We start from the raw sequence: 17789 nt of genomic DNA, 5'->3' as shown, positions 1-17789 counted from the left end.
CTTCGCCACCCGAAGCTCCCGCTCTTACGACCCCGTGCCACCCACGGTGATCGCATCAATTTTCAAGGTTGGCTGACCCACGCCCACCGGCACCGACTGCCCATCCTTACCGCACGTGCCCACGCCGCTGTCCAGCGACAGGTCGTTACCGACCATCGACACCTTGCTCATGGCTTCCGGCCCGTTACCAATCAACGTCGCCCCTTTGACCGGCGCGGTAATCTTGCCGTCTTCGATCAGGTACGCCTCGCTGGTGGAGAACACGAACTTGCCGCTGGTGATGTCGACCTGGCCGCCACCGAGGTTGGCGCAGTAGATCCCGCGTTTGACCGAGGCGATGATTTCCGCCGGGTCGCTTTCGCCAGCAAGCATGTAAGTGTTGGTCATGCGCGGCATCGGCAGGTGCGCGTAGGATTCGCGGCGGCCGTTACCGGTACGCGCCACGCCCATCAGGCGGGCGTTGAGCTTGTCTTGCATGTAGCCCTTGAGCACACCGTTTTCGATCAGTGTGGTGCATTCGGTCGGGGTGCCTTCGTCGTCGATGCTCAACGAGCCACGGCGACCAGCCAGGGTGCCGTCATCGACAATGGTGCATAGCTTGGAGGCGACCATCTCGCCCATGCGTCCGCTGTAGGCCGAACTGCCCTTGCGGTTGAAGTCACCTTCCAGGCCATGGCCCACGGCTTCGTGGAGCAATACGCCGGACCAGCCCGAACCCAACACCACCGGCAAGGTGCCGGCCGGTGCGGGGATGGCTTCCAGATTGACCAGCGCCTGGCGCAGCGCTTCGCGGGCATAGCCCATGGCGCGGTCTTCGGCGAGGAAATAACGGTAGTCGGTACGCCCGCCGCCGCCGTGCCCTCCGCGCTCGCGGCGGCCGTTCTGTTCGACGATCACGCTGACGTTGAAACGCACCAGCGGCCGTACATCCGCCGCCAGGCCGCCGTCGGTGGACGCCACCAGGATGCGTTCCCACACCCCGGCCATGCTCACGGTGACTTGCTGGATACGCGGGTCGAGGGCACGGGTCGCGGCGTCGATACGCTTGAGCAGATCGACCTTTTCCGCGCGGCTGATCACTTCCAGGGGGTTATCCGGCGCGTACAACTGGGCCACGTCCTGGGTGCTGAATGCCTGCACCGTGCCGTTCTGGCCGGCGCGGGAAATCGAACGGGCGGCACGGGCGGCCAGGCCCAGGGCTTCCAGGGTGATCGCGTTGCTGTAGGCGAAACCGGTTTTTTCACCGGATTGCGCACGCACGCCGACGCCCTGGTCGAGGTTGAAACTGCCTTCCTTGACGATCCCGTCTTCCAGGGCCCACGACTCGGAAATCTGCCCCTGGAAATACAGGTCGGCCGCGTCGATGCCCGGCCCGGCGAGATCGCCCAGCACGGTTTGCAAGCTTTCGATGGTCACGCCACCGGGTGCCAGGAGGTGTTCACTGACTGAGGACAACAACTCGCTCATAGGTTTGGCCTTAAATTCATCGTTCTGAAGCAGGCCGCTGCGCGCCCTGCGAGAAAAAACGCCGGTGGTTGACCACCGGCATGCGCGCCCGTATCGACGCCTGTTCACTGCTGTCGCGCTCGGCCAGCAACACCGCTTCGCCTTGATCCTGTTGCGTCAACACGCGGCCCCATGGATCGACAATCGCCGCATGGCCATAGGTTTCCCGTGGCCCCGGATGAACCCCGCCCTGGGCGGCCGCCAGCAGATAGCACTGGGTCTCGATGGCCCGCGCACGAATCAGCACATCCCAATGGGCGGCGCCGGTCACCGCGGTGAAGGCCGAGGGCGCGGTAATCAGTTCAGCCCCCGCTGCGCGCAACTCGCTGTACAACTCCGGGAAGCGCAGGTCGTAACACACTGTCAGGCCCAAGCGGCCGACCGGTGTATCCGCCACGACAACGTTGCTCCCGAAAGCATAGTCATCGGATTCACGATAGCGACCGCGCGCATCCGCCACGTCGACATCGAATAAATGCAGCTTGTCGTAGCGGGCGACGATCTCGCCATGCTCATCGATCAACAACGAGCAGGCGTTGGCCTTGGCGTTCGGTTGGTCCTTGGGCGGCAGCGGCAAAGTGCCGGCGACTATCCATAAGGTGAGGTCGCGGGCGGTCTGTTTCAACCATGGCAGGATCGGCCCTTCGCCCAGCGCCTCGGCGCGACCGATGTCAGCCACATCACGGCGGCCCATGGCGGCGAAGTTTTCCGGCAGCACCGCCAACCGCGCGCCCTCGGCCGCCGCTTGCTCCAGCAGGCGCCGGGCCTGGACCAGGTTGGCCAGCACATCGCTCTGGCTGACCATTTGAATTACCGCAAAGGACATGGGCCGACACTCCATAAATGGCATGCGGCCATGCTACTCCACAGGCTCTCAGTTTGGCTTTTCAAATGGCTTGTCGAAGGTGATTTTCGGGTCTTTCCATGGCCCTTCCACTTTGTACTGCACGCTGGCAAAACGCGAAACACGGTCGCCGATCAACTTGTCGATCAGGAACAGCGCGCCACCAATGGCCGGCGCGCCGACAATCAGCGCGGCGATCGGCAGGTTATTGGTCACCGGCAATGTCACCAGCAGTTTGGCATCTACGCGATCAGCCGCCAGGTCCAAGGTGCCATTGAGTTCCAGGTTGCTCGACGGCCCCGTCAGGGTGATCGGCTCGCGCGTCACGAACACCCCGTTGCTGGCCGCGAGCAACCCTTTGACCCGGTCATAGCTCAAGCCTTTGCCGAGTAGGTCGGAGAAGTCCAGGCGCAGCCGGCGGCCGATCGAGTTGAAGTTAAGCAGGCCGAACACCCGCAACGCCTGGGCGCCACCTTCCACTTCAACGAACTGACCTTTGCGAAACGTTGCATCCAGGCTGCCGGAAAAACGCTTGGGTCCGACCCACGCGGGCGAGCCCGCCCAACGGCCGTCCACATCCAGGTGAAAGTCTTCACTGGTCACGGTAGGTGCATAACCCCACCCTTTGAGGACATCGGCAATGTTCTTGCCATCCAGGCGCCCTTTGTACCAACTACTGCTGTCACCCGCAGCCCCCTCCCAACCGCCTGCCCCCTTGAGCTGCATGCCCTTGAGGCCCAGGTCCAGGTTGTTGAAGGCCAGGCCCTTGGCAGTCGGCCGGATCTTCAGCGACCAGGCGCCGATCAAGTCCGGCCCCTGGAACAGTTGATCGATGCTGATGTCCAGCGCTGGAATATCCTTGGGATCGATGTCGGCCAATGGGTCCGGCGCATTCTCGTCCGCCTGTACCGTCGGGTCCACAGCCGGCAATTTCACGTACTGCAGGTTGACCGCAATCGGCGCGCCTTTGGCGTCCAACAGGTTGACCGTGCCCTTGGCCTGCTGGCTGTCAAACTGCAGGCCCCAGGCCGCGGGTTTGCGGTCCAGCTGGAGGTTGACCTGGTCGAACTGCTGCCCAAAGCCGGTCAACTTGCCCACCTTGAAGTCGGCACCGCTCAATAGCTGTTTCGCGCTGCCTCCCGGGTCGTTGCCCGCGTAGCGATCGACGAGTTTCTTCCACGGATCGATGTCCAGTTCCGACAGCACACCGCGAATGCGCAGGCCTTTGCCACCGGGCAGCAGCGCATCGCCATCACCCAGAAACAACTCGCCGCGACCTTCGCTGAACTTGTCCGGCGGCGCCGCAAAGGTGAAGTTCGCCAGATCGCCGTAATCGAACCAGTAGCGGCGTTCGGCGCCCTGCAAGGTCATGCGGAACACGCTGTCACGGCCCTGGCTGGCCGGAATGCCAAACGGCGCCGGCAGGTCCACCGCCACACCTTTGAGGTTGGAGCTGACCATCAACTGGCTGTCAGCACCGTCCAGATTGAGCTGCAACTGGTACGGAATATCGCCGGACACCGGCAGTGGCTGGCTGACTTTCAACCAGTCCGTCAGGCGCTTGACCGTGACCTGGCCTCTGGCGGTGACGCGGGTACTGATCTTGCCCGGCTTGCCATCCGCAAAGATCTGCGCGCTGATCGGCCGATCGAAGGCTTGCGCCGTGATGTTCTGCCCGCTCAGGCCCTTGGCGCTGTCGAAGCGGAAATCGCCCTTGAGCTGGTTCAGGTCCAGGGTCGGTTCGGCCAATTGCAGACGCGCCTTGTCGGTCTGGAAATCCACCACGATCTTCGGCTCGGTGCCCTTGGCCAACGGGACATCCAGATCCAGCTTGCCCTGTAGATCGCCCTCGCCTTTCCAACCGGCAAAGGTCGAAGCGGTGCCTATCGGTGCTTCCTGGAGGATTTTCAGGCCATCACCCAGGCCACCGGCAAACTCACCGGTGAGCAGTAAGTGGCTGTCCTTGCCCGCGGGCGCGTGAGGAATATTGACGTAGACGTCCTTGACGCCGGTGTCGAGCAGTTGGCCCTTGCTGGCCAGGATGCGGACACCACTCTCCTCGACAAACACCTCGCCGTTGACCTTGCTCACATGGGGCCAACCCGGCTGGAACGCCAATTCAGCATCATGCACTTTGAAAAACAGGCTGATATTGCGCGAGGCGGGCAACGCGTCGTGATTCAACGAACCTTGATACTGGAAGAAGCCTTCATCGACCGCGCCCTTGAGAATCGAGGTACGCAGCCATTCATCCAGCGCCGGGCTCAGCACCGCCGGCAGGTATTTAGGCGTGAAACGCCCGTCGCCATCGACCATGCCGACCCGCAGGTCCATGTAGTCTTCCTGGCTATGGTCGAAATGCAGGCGAATCAGGAAGTCGGCGGCGACCTTGCCTTCCTCGCCCAGCACCCTGATATATGGCGCGATCAAGGTGAAGCCTTGCTGGTCGAGCTTCCAGGTCAGGCGCGCATTGGCCTGGATGTACTGCCAGGGCTTGGCGAAGATCGGGTCGAGATGCAGGGAAAAATCCTTGCTGTCCATGCGCAACTCGCCCTGCCCCAGGTCGCCGTTGATGCTGCCGGAAATGTTACGTGCAGCGGGGGCACCGAAGTAGGCGTCAAAGCCCACTCGCTGGAGGTTGGCGGCAAAGCTGACTTTCTGATCGGTCGTGTCCTGTGGGCGAAAATCCACCAACACATTGCGCAGCACGCCGGTGGCTTTTAGGTGTTCGATCGTCTTGGCGAATCCTTCCGGCAATGGCGCCAGGGCATTCAGCAGCGGGGTGAGCGGGGTCAGGTCGAGGCGGTCGGCCTGCAGCTTCCAGACTTCCTGCTCCTTGTCGGTGGCCAGGCGTTGCTGCAATTGCAGGCGCGATTCCCAACGGGTATCACCGAGGTTCATCGCCAACGAATCGAACAGCACCTTGAGGCCGCTCTCACTGCGTTGCAGGTAAGCGGTCAGGGCGAGGTTTTCAATGTGTACCGGCTTGCGATCCGCGTAGCTGCCCGTCACTTGCGGCGAGTTGAGCCGCACCACCGCGCTTTGCACGGTGCCTTTCGCCCAGGTCAGCCAGAATTCACCGCCTGCCTTGAACTGCGTGAGTTTCCATTGCTGGGTCAACCTGGCCGGAACCCATTTGGCCCAATCGCTCTGGGGCAGGCTCAGGTAGGCCTGAACCTCAGCGTCTTTCCAGGCGCTGGCGCGGATCTGCGTGCGCAGGCTCAGGGCCAGGGGCTGGCCGTCCGGCAGGGTCAGGCGGGCGTCCAGACGTTGGCGGGTGGTGCCGGTTTGCAGGCTCAGGCCCACATACGTGAGGGTCAGCGGCGTCTGGTCGAATGGCTGCAACGTGACCTGGCTATCCAGCAACGAGACCCGCTGAACGCTCTGCATGCGTTTGAGCAACTGCTCCGGGTCCAGCGGCTGGTCGTCCTGCACCGGCAGGCCTTGCAGCGCCCAGTGGCCGTCCTTGTCCTCCTTGGCGCTCAGTTGCAGGCCGCTGACTTCCAGGTGGGCGATGCGCACGTCGCGCGCCATCAGGCTGGCCCAGATGTCCGGTACCACTTGGACCTGGTCCAGGCGCAAGGCATTGCTGCCCTCGCCCACCATCACGTCGTGGGCCAGCAACACAGGCGCGAAACCGCTCCAGCGGCCTTCAAGACGACCGATCTGCAGCGGCATGTCCACCGCAGCCTGGGCCTTGGCTTCGATTTCGGCCCGGTATTCGGCGACCAACGGGGTCAATTCACGCCCAAGGCTCACGTACACCGCCGCCAATACCAGCAGCAAGGCGCACAGGCCCAGGCCCCAGCGGGTCAAAGCGGCAAAAAAGCGTATCAGACGCTCCATGTCAGGCGACCCTCAAGGCAGTAGTCGGACCGCAGATCAAGGTCTGTCGGAATCAGGGAAAACAAATGAATGAGGATCAGAGCAGCACCACGTCGTATTGTTCCTGGGAATACATGGTTTCCACTTGGAACCGAATAGTGCGACCGATAAACCCCTCCAGTTCGGCCACGTTACCGGACTCTTCATCCAGCAGACGGTCGACCACTTTCTGGTTGGCAAGCACTCTATAACCTTCAGCCTGGTAGGCTCGCGCCTCTCGTAGGATTTCCCGGAAAATCTCGTAGCAAACCGTTTCAGGCGTTTTCAATTTACCGCGTCCCTGGCAACTGCTGCACGGCTCGCACAGCACTTGCTCCAGACTTTCGCGGGTGCGCTTGCGGGTCATCTGCACCAGGCCCAACTCGGTGATGCCGATGATGTTGGTCTTGGCGTGATCACGCTCCAGTTGTTTTTCGAGGGTGCGCAGCACCTGACGCTGGTGTTCTTCATCTTCCATGTCGATGAAGTCGATGATGATGATCCCGCCCAGGTTGCGCAGGCGCAATTGGCGGGCAATCGCAGTGGCCGCTTCGAGGTTGGTCTTGAAGATGGTCTCTTCAAGGTTGCGATGCCCTACGAACGCACCGGTGTTGACGTCGATGGTGGTCATGGCTTCGGCCGGGTCCACCACCAGGTAGCCACCGGACTTGAGCGGCACCTTGCGTTCGAGGGCTTTCTGGATTTCGTCTTCGACGCCATACAGGTCGAAGATCGGCCGCTCGCCTGGGTAATGCTCCAGGCGGTCAGCAATTTCCGGCATCAGTTCGGCAACAAACTGCGTGGTGCGTTGGAAGGTTTCCCGCGAGTCGATGCGAATCTTCTCGATTTTGGGGCTGACCAGGTCACGCAAGGTACGCAAGGCCAGGCCCAGGTCTTCATAGATGACACTGGGGGCACCGACGGTCTTGATCTGTGCGCCGATCTGGTCCCACAACCGCCGCAGATAGCGGATATCCATGAGGATTTCATCGGCACCGGCGCCTTCAGCGGCGGTGCGCAGGATAAACCCACCCGCTTCCTTGATGCCCTCGGCGGCAACGCAGTCGCTGACCACCTTTTTCAGACGCTCGCGCTCGGCTTCGTCCTCAATCTTCAGCGAAATGCCGACATGCGCGGTGCGCGGCATGTACACCAGGTAGCGCGAAGGAATCGACAGCTGGGTGGTCAGCCGCGCACCTTTGGAGCCGATGGGGTCCTTGGTGACTTGCACCACCAGGCTCTGCCCTTCATGCACCAGGGCGCTGATGCTTTCCACCGCCGGGCCTTCACGCAAGGAAATTTCCGAAGCATGGATAAACGCGGCACGGTCCAGGCCGATGTCGACGAAGGCGGCCTGCATGCCCGGCAATACACGCACGACCTTGCCTTTATAGATGTTGCCGACGATCCCGCGTTTCTGGGTGCGCTCGACGTGAACTTCCTGCAGAACACCGTTCTCTACCACCGCCACGCGCGATTCCATCGGCGTGATATTGATCAGAATCTCTTCACTCATGGCTGGGTCTCGTTCAGGCGTTTTCACAATAGTGACCGGTCGCTTAGGGCTGGGCGCTGTGTATGGCGCTCAGCGCACGGTAAGGTTTTGCCAACAGGGTATGCCGAATTGGCCAAGCAACTGCGCGGTTTCGCACACCGGCAGGCCTACCACGGCGGAATAACTGCCATTGAGCCCGGCCACGAACACCGAGCCCAGCCCCTGGATAGCATAGCCCCCGGCCTTGTCCTGGGGTTCTCCACTGTGCCAGTAGGTTGTAGCCTCCTCGACAGAAATCCCCCGAAAAAGTACCCGACTGCTTACGCATCGGGTTGCACAGCGCTGACCGTCCGTGAGGGCAATGGCCGTCAGCACTTCATGTTCACGCCCTGCCAGAGCCAGCAACATGGCCAGGCCGTCGGCCTGATCCAGCGGCTTGCCAAGGATCTGGCCATCAACGATCACCGCCGTGTCGGCGCCCAGCACACAGGCCGCCGAGGTTTCCCCGAGGGCAGCAAAACCCGCCGCTGCCTTGGCACGCGCCAGGCGCTCGACGTAGGAAACAGGAGATTCGTTTGTAAGAGGCGTTTCATCAATCGCGGCGCTGACCACGGTGAAGGGCACACCGATCTGGGTCAGCAGTTCACGCCGCCTTGGGGAGCCTGAGGCCAGATAAAGCGAATTCATTGCAGACTCTCCCTGTGGGGTTCGATAACCAGGCAGAGCCTCGCAATCCATTCAATTGATTTTATAGCGACGACGTAACCCACGCAGACCGAAACTGACCCACGGCCACAGCAACGCACTGACCAGGGCCGGCAACACCAGCGCCAAGGTCGGCTGTCGGTTACCGGTCAAGGCACTGAGCCACAGCTGCACCAACTGCGCCAAGCCGAAGATCACCAGGATCACCAGGCACTGTTGCCACATGGGGAACATGCGCAGACGCTGCTGCAACGAGAGCACCAGGAAAGTGATCAGGGTCAGGATCAACGCGTTCTGCCCCAGCAAGGTGCCATAGAGCACATCTTCCGCCAAGCCCAGAAACATCGCCGTGACCATGCCCACTTGATGCGGCAGGTTCAGCGACCAGAATGCCAGCAGCAAAGCCAGCCAGAGCGGGCGCAGGATTTCCATGAACTGCGGCAGCGGCGAAACGCTGAGCAACAAGCCGAGGGCAAAGGTCAGCCAGACGATCCAGCCATTGTGCGAATGAGTACCGGCCATTATTCCTCCCTCTGCCGCGTGGTTGCCGGGGCGGCGGCCGGCGGCTTCGCTGCGGGCGGCGTGGTAGCAGGCTGGGCGGCCGGCGGTTTGGTCGCCGCCGGTTTCACCGGGCGAGTGCTGTGAGCGACCGGCTTGGCTGGCGTGGCCACGGGCGCAGCCGCCGCCGGCGCAGTTGCAGGCGGTGTAGCCGGCGCAGGTTTTGGCACGGTCGCCGGGATGATCGGCGCGGTGCCGTTACGCTTGTCTTCCGCTTCCTGAGCCTGAGCGGCGTCGTTGGCACGTTCTTCCGGGGTGCGGTTGTCGCTGAACACCAGCAGCAGGTAGCGGCTGCGGTTCAGCGCGGCAGTCGGCACGGCGCGGACGATAGCGAAGGGCTGGCCGGAGTCGTGGATCACTTCCTTGACCGTCGCCACCGGATAACCCGCCGGGAAGCGTTGGCCCAGGCCGGAACTGACCAGCAGGTCGCCTTCCTTGATATCCGCCGTGTCGGCCACATGCCGCAGTTCCAGCCGCTCCGGGTTACCCGTACCGCTGGCAATCGCACGCAGGCCGTTGCGGTTGACCTGCACCGGAATGCTGTGGGTGGTGTCCGTCAGCAGCAATACCCGCGAGGTGTAGGGCATCAACTCGACCACCTGGCCCATCAGGCCACGGGCGTCGAGTACCGGCTGCCCAAGGACCACACCGTCGCGTTCACCCTTGTTGATGATGATGCGATGGGTAAAGGGGTTGGGGTCCATGCCGATCAACTCGGCGACTTCGACCTTCTCGTTGACCAGCGCGGAGGAGTTGAGCAACTCGCGCAGCCGAACGTTCTGCTCGGTGAGGGCCGCCAGCTTTTGCATGCGCCCCTGCAGCAGCAGGTTTTCAGTCTTGAGTTTTTCGTTCTCGGCGACCAGCTCGGTGCGGCTGCCGAATTGGCTGGCCACGCCCTGGTAGAGACGTTGCGGCAGGTCGGTGATCCAGTAAGTCTGCATCAACACCAGCGACATCTGGCTACGCACGGGCTTGAGCAGTGCAAAGCGGGCATCGACCACCATCAGCGCGACCGAAAGCACGACCAGCACCAATAAGCGCACGCCCAATGAGGGGCCTTTGGCGAAAAGCGGTTTAATAGGCCGCTCCTCCCAGGCAAATGTTCTCTCTATTCATACGGCATCTAACCGGCCTGGATGCAGATTGAAGAAGATAAACGCCAACAGGCAGCACTGCAAAGTGCTGCCTGTGGGCGAAACATGGGCTTACCAGCAACCACTTATTCGCTGGAGAGCAGGTCCATGGTGTGTTTATCCATCATTTCCAGTGCACGGCCACCGCCACGGGCGACGCAGGTCAGCGGGTCTTCGGCGACGATCACCGGCAGACCGGTTTCCTGGGCCAGCAACTTGTCGAGGTCGCGCAGCAAGGCGCCACCACCGGTCAGTACCAGGCCACGCTCGGCGATATCGGAAGCCAGCTCCGGCGGCGATTGCTCCAGGGCGCTCTTCACCGCCTGAACGATGGTGGCCAGGGACTCTTGCAGAGCTTCCAGCACTTCATTGGAGTTCAGGGTGAAAGCACGTGGCACGCCTTCGGCCAGGTTGCGACCGCGAACATCGACTTCGCGCACTTCGCCGCCCGGATAAGCGGTGCCGATTTCCTGCTTGATGCGTTCGGCGGTGGATTCGCCGATCAGGCTGCCGTAGTTGCGACGCACATAAGTGATGATCGCTTCGTCGAAGCGGTCGCCGCCAACACGGACGGATTCGGCATACACCACACCGTTCAGGGAAATCAGGGCGATTTCAGTGGTACCACCACCGATATCCACCACCATCGAACCGCGCGCTTCTTCAACCGGCAGGCCGGCACCGATCGCAGCAGCCATTGGCTCTTCGATCAGGAACACTTCACGGGCACCGGCACCAAGCGCCGATTCACGGATGGCACGACGCTCCACCTGGGTGGACTTGCACGGCACGCAGATCAGCACACGAGGGCTGGGCTGCAGAAAGCTGTTTTCGTGAACCTTGTTGATGAAGTACTGCAGCATCTTCTCGCAGACACTGAAGTCGGCGATCACGCCGTCTTTCATCGGACGAATGGCAGCGATATTGCCTGGTGTTCGGCCGAGCATGCGCTTGGCCTCGGTGCCAACGGCAACGACACTTTTCTGATTACCATGGGTCCGAATAGCCACAACCGATGGCTCATTCAGGACGATACCGCGCTCGCGCACGTAAATAAGGGTGTTGGCAGTGCCCAGGTCAATGGAAAGATCGCTGGAAAACATGCCACGCAGTTTCTTGAACATGGGGAAAGGACCCTAGGCAACGCGTGGGTAAAAAAGTGCGGCAAACTCTAACAACGACAGGGATTTTGGGCAAGGCGCCAATGTGCTAAATTGGCCGACTTTCTACGCACCAACCCCCACAATCGCGGCCATATGACCGTAGAAATGCGGTAGTGTTCCGACAATCTAACACACGGACGCCCTCCGTTCTGTTTTCCACTGGAGAATCCCATGGCGCTTGAACGCTCCGACGTGGAAAAAATCGCACATCTGGCCTCGCTTGGCCTGAATGATGCCGATCTTCCACAGACCACCGCAGCCCTGAACAGCATTCTCGGGCTGGTTGACCAAATGCAGGCCGTAAATACCGACGGCATCGAGCCCCTGGCTCACCCGCTGGAAGCCAGCCAGCGCCTGCGCGCAGACGTCGTGACCGAAGTCAATCATCGCGAGGCCTACCAGTCCATCGCGCCAGCGGTCGAAAACGGCCTGTATCTGGTTCCGAAAGTCATCGACTAAAGGGAAAGAGCCTTTCATGCATCACATGACTCTGGCCGAGATCGCCCGCGGTCTCGCCGACAAAAAGTTTTCATCCGAAGAGCTGACCAAGACCTTGCTCGCGCGCATCACCGCGCTTGACCCCAAGGTCAACAGCTTCATCAGCCTCACCGAGGAGCTGGCCTTGAGCCAGGCCAAGGCCGCCGACGCACGTCGCGCCAACGGTGAGAACGGCGCGCTGCTGGGCGCACCGATCGCCCACAAGGACTTGTTCTGCACCCAGGGCATTCGCACCAGTTGCGGCTCGAAGATGCTCGACAACTTCAAGGCGCCCTACGACGCCACCGTGGTGTCCAAGCTGGCCGCCGCCGGGGCCGTGACCCTGGGCAAGACCAACATGGACGAATTCGCCATGGGCTCGGCCAACGAGTCGAGCTACTACGGCGCGGTGAAGAACCCGTGGAACCTGGACTGCGTGCCAGGCGGTTCATCCGGCGGTTCGGCGGCGGCGGTTGCCGCGCGCTTCCTGCCGGCGGCCACGGCCACCGACACCGGCGGCTCGATCCGCCAGCCCGCCGCGTTCACCAACCTCACCGGGCTGAAGCCGACCTACGGTCGCGTATCCCGCTGGGGCATGATCGCCTATGCCTCCAGCCTCGATCAGGGCGGCACACTGGCACGCACCGCCGAAGACTGTGCAATATTGTTACAAGGTATGGCAGGCTTCGACGCAAAGGACTCCACCTGCATCGATGAGCCGGTGCCGGACTACAGCGCCAGCCTCAACACCTCGCTCAAAGGCCTGCGCATCGGCGTGCCAAAAGAATATTTCAGCGCCGGCCTCGACCCGCGTATCGCCGAACTGGTCCACAACAGCGTCAAGGAGCTGGAAAAGCTCGGCGCCGTGATCAAGCCCATCAGCCTGCCGAACAACCAGCACGCGATTCCGGCGTACTACGTGATCGCCCCGGCCGAAGCGTCCTCCAACCTGTCGCGGTTCGACGGTGTGCGTTTCGGTTACCGCTGCGAAAACCCGAAAGACCTCAACGACCTGTACAAACGCTCCCGTGGCGAAGGCTTCGGTGTCGAAGTGCAGCGTCGGATCATGGTCGGTGCCTACGCCCTGTCGGCCGGTTACTACGACGCGTACTACCTCAAGGCGCAAAAAATCCGTCGCCTGATCAAGAACGACTTCATGGCGGCCTTTGAAGAAGTCGACGTGATCCTCGGCCCGACCACGCCGAACCCGGCCTGGAAGATCGGCGCCAAGACCGGCGACCCGATCGCCGAGTACCTGGAAGACCTGTACACCATCACCGCCAACCTCGCGGGCTTGCCGGGCTTGTCCATGCCCGCCGGTTTCGTCGATGGCCTGCCGGTCGGCGTGCAATTGCTTGCCCCGTATTTCCAGGAAGGCCGCCTGCTCAATGTGGCGCACCAGTACCAGTTGAACACTGACTGGCACACTCGCACCCCTACCGGCTTCTGAGGAGAACACTATGCAATGGGAAGTTGTGATCGGGCTGGAGATTCATACCCAGCTCGCCACCCAATCGAAGATTTTCTCCGGTAGTGCCACCACGTTCGGCGCAGAACCCAACACCCAGGCGAGCCTGGTAGACCTGGGCATGCCCGGTGTGTTGCCGGTGCTGAACCAGGAAGCGGTGCGCATGGCGGTGATGTTCGGCCTGGCGATTGACGCCGAGATCGGCCAGCATAACGTGTTCGCACGCAAGAACTACTTCTACCCGGACCTGCCCAAGGGCTACCAGATCAGCCAGATGGAATTGCCGATTGTCGGCAAGGGCTACCTGGACATCCCGCTGGAAGACGGCACCATCAAGCGTGTCGGTGTGACCCGCGCGCACTTGGAAGAGGACGCCGGCAAGAGCCTGCATGAAGAGTTCAACGGTGCCACCGGTATCGACCTGAACCGCGCCGGCACGCCGCTGCTGGAGATCGTGTCCGAGCCGGACATGCGCAACGCCAAGGAAGCCGTGGCCTACGTCAAGACGATCCACGCGCTGGTGCGTTACCTGGGCATTTGCGACGGCAACATGGCCGAAGGCTCGCTGCGCTGCGACTGCAACGTGTCGGTCCGGCCAAAGGGCCAGGTCGAGTACGGCACCCGCTGCGAGATCAAGAACGTCAACTCGTTCCGTTTCATCGAGAAGGCGATCAACACCGAAGTGCGTCGCCAGATCGAACTGATCGAAGACGGCGGCAAGGTGATCCAGCAAACCCGCCTGTACGACCCGAACAAAGACGAAACCCGCGCCATGCGCAGCAAAGAGGAAGCCAACGACTACCGTTACTTCCCCGACCCGGACCTGTTGCCGGTGGTCATCGAGGATTCGTTCCTCGATGACGTGCGCGCCACCCTGCCGGAGTTGCCGCCGCAGAAACGCGAGCGCTTCCAGGCGCAGTTCGGCCTGTCGGTCTACGACGCCAGCGTCTTGGCTTCGAGCCGTGAGCAAGCCGACTACTTCGAAAAAGTCGTGAGCATCGCCGGTGACGCCAAGCTGGCGGCCAACTGGGTGATGGTGGAGCTGGGCAGCCTGTTGAACAAACAGGGCCTGGAAATCGACGAAGCGCCAGTCTCGGCCGAGCAGTTGGGCGGCATGCTGCTGCGCATCAAAGACAACACCATCTCTGGCAAAATTGCCAAGACCGTGTTCGAAGCCATGGCCGGCGGTGAAGGCAATGCCGATGAGATCATCGACAAGCGCGGCCTCAAGCAAGTCACCGACAGCGGCGCCATCTCGGCCGTGCTCGATGAAATGCTCGCGGCCAACGCGGAACAGGTCGAACAATACCGCGCGGCAGACGAAGCCAAGCGCGGCAAGATGTTCGGCTTCTTTGTCGGCCAGGCCATGAAAGCCTCCAAGGGCAAGGCCAACCCGCAACAGGTGAACGAACTGCTGAAAAGCAAGCTCGAAGGCTGATAGCGATGAGCGGTCCGAGTGAGATTTCATGCTCGACTCGGACCTCCTGTGGGAGGGGGCTTGTCTCCGATAGCGGTGATTCAGTCAAAACAGTAGTGACTGACACTCCGCTATCGGGGGCAAGCCCCCTCCCACATTTGTGATGAGGGCACCTTGATAATGAAGCGCTTACTTGGCCTTTTAGCCCTGTTCTCTTTGCTGGCCGGTTGCGCCAGCGGCCTCATCGACCCCAACGGCTACGACGAAACCGGCACCGCCTCCTATTACGGCGCCAAACACCATGGCAAAAAAACCGCCAGCGGTGAACCCTTCAACCAGAACGCCCTGACCGCCGCCCATCGGCGCCTGCCCTTTGGCACGCAGGTCAAGGTGACCAATCTCGATACCGACAAATCCGTGGTGGTGCGCATCAATGATCGCGGCCCGCACACCCGTGGGCGACTGATCGATCTGTCACGCCAGGCCGCCGCGCAACTGGGCATGCTGAGCAGCGGCACCGCACGGGTGCGCGTGCAAGCCCTGAGCAATTGAAGACGGAGCCCTGGCCATTTACGGATTAACCGCCCTCTCGCCCTGGAGCCTGATCGAATTGATCAGCGGCCTGGTGTTGCTGATCGTCGGCGCCGAAATCCTGGTGCGCGCCGCCGTGCGCCTGGCTGCCAGCCTCAAGGTCCGGCCGTTGATCATTGGCCTGACGATCGTCGCCTTCGGCAGCAGTGCGCCGCAGATGACCGTCAGCCTGCAAGCCACCCTGGCCGGCAACACCGACATTGCGGTGGGCAGCGTGATCGGCAGCAGCATTTTCAACATCCTCGTCACCCTGGGCCTGTCGGCGCTGATCGTTCCGCTGCGGGTCTCGCGGCAACTGGTGCGCCTGGATATCCCGGTGATGATCCTCGCCGGCCTGCTGGTATTTACCCTGGCGGCCAATGAAGAACTGACGCCGCTCGACGGTTCGCTGCTGCTGGTGGCCTTGCTGGCCTACCTCGGCGTGCTGCACTACCAGACCCGCCATTCACGTCGCCCGCGCACGCTGGACACCGTGGCCAAGGCGCCCTGGCTGAGCAGCGTATTGCTGATGTTCGGCGGCTTGCTGGTGCTGGTGCTGGCCGGGCATTTGTTGCTGGGGGCGGCGGTGGATGTGGCGGGCGATCTGGGCCTGTCGGAGCGCATCATCGGCTTGACGCTGATTGGCGTCGGCACTTCGCTGCCGTGCCTGGCCACCTCGCTGATCGCAGCCCTGCGCGGCCAGCGGGAAATCGCCGTGGGTAACGTGATCGGCAGCAACCTGTTCAACCTGCTGGGCGTCCTGGGGCTGACCGCACTGCTCGCGCCCTCGCCGCTGTCGGTGTCGCCCAATGCCCTGGATTTCGACCTGCCGGTGATGCTCGGCGTGGTAGTGCTGTGCCTGCCGATGTTTTATTCCGGCTACCGCGTGACCCGTGCCGAAGGCCTGGTGCTGCTGGGGCTGTACCTCGCGTATGGGCTGCATGTGATGGCATTCACCACCGGCATGCCGTTGGCCAACAAACTCGAACAACTGATGCTGTATTACGTCCTGCCAGTGCTGGTGGCTTTCCTGTTGTTCAGCACGCTGCGAGCCTGGCGCCGCCAACACAAGAGGGAATCGCAATGACCGATCAGAAAAAGCCAGGGGTAGAAATGCGTCGTCAGGTGATGGGCGATGCGTTCGTCGACCGCGCCTTGGGCAACGCGACCGAATTCACCCAGCCGCTGCAGGACTTCGTCAACGAACATGCCTGGGGCAGCGTGTGGAACCGCGACGGCTTGCCGCTGAAGACACGCAGCCTGATCACCCTCGCCGCCCTCACCGCGCTCAAGTGCCCGCAGGAACTCAAAGGCCACGTGCGCGGCGCGCTGAACAATGGCTGCACCGTGGAGGAAATCCGCGAGGCGCTGCTGCATTGCGCGGTGTATGCCGGTGTGCCGGCGGCAATCGAGGCGTTTCGGGCGGCGCAGGAAGTGATTGAGGCGTATCAGGCAGACAAGCCGTGACGCTCAGATAGCGATCGCAAGATTCAGATCCAGCCACCCGCCTGCAACACGAAGATCCCGATATTCGTGGTCACCGCCGCCATCAAGGTGGTGATCACGATAATCGCCGCCGCCAGCTCATGATTGCCCTCGGCCGCCCTGGCCATCACAAAGCTCGCGGCCGCTGTCGGTGCGCCGAAGTACAGGAACAGAATCCCCAATTCCGGCCCACGAAACCCGAGCAACCACGCCCCCAGCGTGGCGACCACCGGCAGCCAGATCATCTTCATCAAGCTCGCACTCAACGCCATGTTGCCGCTCTTGCGCAACGCCGCCAGCGACAAGGTGCCGCCGATGCAGATCAGCGCCAACGGTAAAGTCATGTCGGCCAGGTACTGCGCGGATTTTTCCAGCCAGCCCGGCAAGCCGATCTGGAAATAGGCGAACGGCGCGGCCGCAATCACGCTGATGATCAGCGGGTTGGCCAGCACACTTTTGCAGATGCTCCACGGGTCGGATTTGATCACCGGACTGTACACCGCCAGCACAATGGTCGACAGCGTGTTGTAGAACAGGATCACCAACGCCGCGAGGATCGCGCCGAGGGAGATGCCGTAATCACCGTACATACTGGCCGCCAGTGCCAGGCCGATCACCCCGTTGTTACCGCGAAACGCGCCCTGGGTGTAGATGCCCCGGTCTTCACGCTTGCAGCGGAAAATCGCCCAGCCCCAGGCCAGCGCAAAGCTCAACAGCGTGGCGACGGCGAAATAGATCAGCAAACCCGGCTTGAGCGCCGAATGCAGGTCGGCATGCAGAATGCCGAGAAACAGCAGCGCCGGCATGGTGACGTTGAACACCAGGGACGATGCGGTGTGGATAAAGCTGTCGTTGATCCAGTTGATGCGCTTGAGCAGCACACCGAGGAACAACATGGCAAACACCGGCGCGGTGATGGTGAGGGTGGTGAGGAAGATAGCCAGCATGCCGGGGAGAACCTTGGTGGGCGTCGTTAGGGGGCTAATGATAAGCCATACGGCCCAATGGCGCCTGATAGACCGCTATCGGGGGCAAGCCCCCTCCCACATATCATTCGTTGTGTGTCTGACGCAGACTCAGTGTGGGAGGGGCGGTGCGACGATT

The 17789-nt window shown here is 61.9% G+C and carries 15 protein-coding genes; 6 read left to right on the top strand and 9 right to left on the bottom strand.

Translation table 11 applies throughout. The features are described 5' to 3' along the window. Nucleotides 1–24: 24 nt before the first annotated feature. The 8 genes from tldD to mreB all read right to left on the bottom strand — a co-directional run bounded on the left by tldD (nt 25) and on the right by mreB (nt 11229). Nucleotides 25–1467 (bottom strand): metalloprotease TldD, encoded by a 1443-nt coding sequence (gene tldD / locus J2Y83_RS03955; RefSeq protein ID WP_253393415.1) that lies wholly within the window; start codon nt 1465–1467, stop codon nt 25–27. Between the two features lie 16 nt (nt 1468–1483). Next, the gene (locus J2Y83_RS03950) at nt 1484–2332 is read right to left on the bottom strand and encodes a carbon-nitrogen hydrolase family protein (RefSeq protein WP_253393414.1); all 849 of its coding nucleotides are present in this window, start codon (nt 2330–2332) and stop codon (nt 1484–1486) included. A 48-nt stretch (nt 2333–2380) separates the two neighbouring features. Further along, nucleotides 2381–6196 carry a YhdP family protein gene (locus J2Y83_RS03945; RefSeq protein WP_253393413.1) on the bottom strand — a complete coding sequence of 1272 codons (3816 nt, stop codon included), beginning with the start codon at nt 6194–6196 and terminating at the stop codon, nt 2381–2383. A gap of 76 nt (nt 6197–6272) precedes the next feature. Next, complete coding sequence (rng, locus tag J2Y83_RS03940; protein WP_010567681.1) at nt 6273–7730, bottom strand: ribonuclease G; 1458 nt, start codon at nt 7728–7730, stop codon at nt 6273–6275. A gap of 69 nt (nt 7731–7799) precedes the next feature. Then, complete coding sequence (locus J2Y83_RS03935; protein WP_253393412.1) at nt 7800–8396, bottom strand: Maf family protein; 597 nt, start codon at nt 8394–8396, stop codon at nt 7800–7802. Nucleotides 8397–8447: 51 nt separating this feature from the next. After that, nucleotides 8448–8936: a rod shape-determining protein MreD gene (gene mreD / locus J2Y83_RS03930; RefSeq protein ID WP_253393411.1), complete on the bottom strand. Its 489-nt coding sequence runs from the start codon at nt 8934–8936 to the stop codon at nt 8448–8450. After that, nucleotides 8936–10051 carry a rod shape-determining protein MreC gene (gene mreC / locus J2Y83_RS03925; protein WP_307513648.1) on the bottom strand — a complete coding sequence of 372 codons (1116 nt, stop codon included), beginning with the start codon at nt 10049–10051 and terminating at the stop codon, nt 8936–8938. The genes mreD and mreC overlap by 1 nt, the downstream gene beginning before the upstream one ends. Before the next feature lie 140 nt (nt 10052–10191). Then, complete coding sequence (gene mreB, locus J2Y83_RS03920) at nt 10192–11229, bottom strand: rod shape-determining protein MreB (protein ID WP_002555108.1); 1038 nt, start codon at nt 11227–11229, stop codon at nt 10192–10194. A 210-nt stretch (nt 11230–11439) separates the two neighbouring features. On the opposite strand from mreB, the gene gatC reads away from it, so the two are divergent. From gatC to J2Y83_RS03890, 6 genes are all read left to right on the top strand, one after another. Then, the gene (gatC, locus tag J2Y83_RS03915) at nt 11440–11727 is read left to right on the top strand and encodes an Asp-tRNA(Asn)/Glu-tRNA(Gln) amidotransferase subunit GatC (RefSeq protein WP_253393409.1); all 288 of its coding nucleotides are present in this window, start codon (nt 11440–11442) and stop codon (nt 11725–11727) included. Between the two features lie 16 nt (nt 11728–11743). Further along, nucleotides 11744–13195 (top strand): Asp-tRNA(Asn)/Glu-tRNA(Gln) amidotransferase subunit GatA, encoded by a 1452-nt coding sequence (gene gatA / locus J2Y83_RS03910; RefSeq protein ID WP_253393408.1) that lies wholly within the window; start codon nt 11744–11746, stop codon nt 13193–13195. Between the two features lie 10 nt (nt 13196–13205). Beyond that, complete coding sequence (gene gatB / locus J2Y83_RS03905; RefSeq protein WP_253393407.1) at nt 13206–14651, top strand: Asp-tRNA(Asn)/Glu-tRNA(Gln) amidotransferase subunit GatB; 1446 nt, start codon at nt 13206–13208, stop codon at nt 14649–14651. Nucleotides 14652–14810: 159 nt separating this feature from the next. Beyond that, a complete protein-coding gene (locus tag J2Y83_RS03900) occupies nt 14811–15182 on the top strand; it encodes a septal ring lytic transglycosylase RlpA family protein (protein ID WP_253393406.1) in 372 nt (123 codons plus the stop codon). Between the two features lie 58 nt (nt 15183–15240). After that, on the top strand, nt 15241–16287 hold the full coding sequence (locus J2Y83_RS03895) for a calcium/sodium antiporter (RefSeq protein WP_253393405.1): 1047 nt from the start codon (nt 15241–15243) through the stop codon (nt 16285–16287). Beyond that, a complete protein-coding gene (locus J2Y83_RS03890; protein ID WP_253393404.1) occupies nt 16284–16667 on the top strand; it encodes a carboxymuconolactone decarboxylase family protein in 384 nt (127 codons plus the stop codon). The genes J2Y83_RS03895 and J2Y83_RS03890 overlap by 4 nt, the downstream gene beginning before the upstream one ends. 23 nt (nt 16668–16690) lie before the next feature. On the opposite strand, the gene J2Y83_RS03885 is transcribed toward J2Y83_RS03890, so the two are convergent. Continuing rightward, a complete protein-coding gene (locus tag J2Y83_RS03885) occupies nt 16691–17632 on the bottom strand; it encodes an AEC family transporter (RefSeq protein WP_253393403.1) in 942 nt (313 codons plus the stop codon). Nucleotides 17633–17789: the final 157 nt, after the last annotated feature.

The organism is Pseudomonas marginalis, assembly GCF_024169655.1.
Taxonomy (GTDB): Bacteria; Pseudomonadota; Gammaproteobacteria; order Pseudomonadales; family Pseudomonadaceae; genus Aquipseudomonas; species Aquipseudomonas paraveronii.
The sequence above is the reverse complement of the archived record's forward strand: the minus strand, read 5'-3'. Positions and strand labels throughout refer to the sequence as shown.